Source organism: Ruegeria sp. HKCCA5929 (assembly GCF_013034525.1).
In the GTDB taxonomy this organism is placed as follows: domain Bacteria; phylum Pseudomonadota; class Alphaproteobacteria; order Rhodobacterales; family Rhodobacteraceae; genus Ruegeria.
On record NZ_WQGE01000018.1, the window covers coordinates 1 to 2091 of the forward strand.

Below are 2091 nucleotides of genomic sequence, written 5' to 3' on the forward strand. Positions count from 1 at the left end.
TCCTACTCCCGCAACCAACGTCGGAAAATCACAACACAGACCCCTCGATCTACAATTGATCCGCAAAATCAATCACCCCACGGTCAAACGGGTAAATCCTATGACGAAAGCTGAGAGGCCCGCTGAGCGGCGTGATAGCGGAGCTTAAACGACCGGATATAGCGCAGGGTCTATACCGTGACGTTTGCAGACAACATCAATGTAGCTTCCTTCAGGCGGCAACCCACCGTAATGCGCCCTCATATTGCTTCTGGTTTCGCCCTGGAAATGATGGAACCGAACCCAGTCGGGTTCGTAGTCGTCTAAACCACGTTCGGGATCCAAAAAACCGCGGCGCGGAAAATACAAATGCCAGTGCTGGCCGCGACTGATCTCGCCGGTCGCGCTCAGGGCCCAGCGGGTGACACTGGGGCCGGTTGTCGTCCAGGGAAGGTCATACAGCGTGAATCGATCGCCTGCCTGGTATCGGTCAACTAACTTCTGTGTGCGTTCCGGCCCGAGCCAAAACGGAAATGGCACATCAGATTCCAAGAAGTTGATGATAAGTTTCAGGGCCAGTGAGCCCTTTGGAAGACGCAGAACGCAGTTGTTCATCGAGTTGTTCCGCCTAATCAGGCCGAACAGGTAATCGGACTTCACGTGCAGGGGATTTACGCAATAGATGTCCAGATCGACCCAGACGTAATCGGTTTTTTGCATCAGATAGATTCGGAACACATCCGAATACACCGCGGCGCGTTTGCGTGACGCATCAAGCTGGTCGGTTTTGCCCACGCCATATATTTCGCGGGCGTCATGGACGATGACACCGTCCGGGACATCAATGTCCAAATCCAGAACATAGAGATGATACGTGTAGCCATGGTCGAGAAAGGACTGAATACAGACACGCTCCACGCAAGAGAGCGGTTGTCCGTACCAAAAACTCGCCACCTCAAAATCCAAAACATCATTCCCTATGCAACGGCTCAATACAGTGTCTCTACCTAAGCGGTTTAGAGGTCGTCAACGACCGGATGATGCTTCTCAACGGATGTGTTTTAATCTCCACATTTCGATTGGTTTTGTGTTGATTTCCCTGAGTGAGTCCCAGTGGAACTGAACGATTACATAACGGAGGCAGCGGGTTTCGCCAAAGCGGTGGTTGAAAGACAATCTGAGGATAGAAATTGAAACCTAGCGTTTGGAGCGATCCGGACCGACCATTGCGGGGCGGGAACAGCGTCCATTTGGTCCGAAGGCGCGAATGTCTTGAATAGGGCGACGGTGAGCAGCCTCATCTGACTGGTCCGATTTGATTGTTAGTGCATCATCGGCCTGTGATCCATCGGGATGATGGTTTCAGGTGCTGGCGGGCGATAGCCCAGTGCACTGTGGGGGCGTTTTGTGTTGTAGTGTCTCCTCCATTGTTCGATCAGAATTTGAGCTTCGCGCAGGCTGTAGAAGACTTCACCGTTGAGTAGCTCATCCCTGAACCTGCCATTGAAACTTTCACAGTATCCGTTCTCCCACGGGCTCCCAGGTTCAATGTAAGCCGTCTGGGCGCCAACTGCGGCGATCCAGTCTCGGACGGCCTGGGCGATAAATTCTGGCCCATTGTCTGAACGTATGAAGCGGGGTGCACCGCGCAGTATGAACAGATCCGTCAGGGCATCGATCACATCGACCGAGTTCAGCTTGCGCTTCACTCTGATCGCAAGGCACTCCCGGCTGTGCTCATCAAGGATGTTCAGCGTCCGAAAAGCTTTGCCATCGTCGGTTCGACAATGAACGAAGTCATAGCTCCATACATGATTGCGATACTCCGGCCTCAGCCGAACACACGAGCCATCGTTCAGCCAGAGCCGCCCCTTCCTCGGTTGTTTTGCGGGAACCTTCAGCCCCTCTCTCCGCCATAGTCGTTCGACACGGCCATCGCTGACCGACCAACCTGCCTCTCTGAGCAAGGCCGCAATTCGACGATAGCCGTATCGACCATACTGCCTGGCCAATTCGATCATGTCGGCAACCAACCGATCCTCATCGACACGGCCTCTCGGGATGTGCCTCTGTGTGGAACGATGTTGTCCCAGCACGCGACAGGCTCTGCGC

Annotated in this window: 2 protein-coding genes; both read right to left on the minus strand. The window is 53.9% G+C overall.

Annotation, left to right across the window (positions count from 1 at the left end; genetic code table 11):
• Positions 1-144: 144 nt before the first annotated feature.
• A complete protein-coding gene (locus GOV90_RS21030; protein WP_171106071.1) occupies positions 145-933 on the minus strand; it encodes a hypothetical protein in 789 nt (262 codons plus the stop codon).
• A gap of 368 nt (positions 934-1301) precedes the next feature.
• Positions 1302-2091, minus strand: a 790-nt coding sequence (locus tag GOV90_RS21035) for an IS3 family transposase (protein ID WP_171172940.1), incomplete at its 5' end; no start/stop codon positions are given.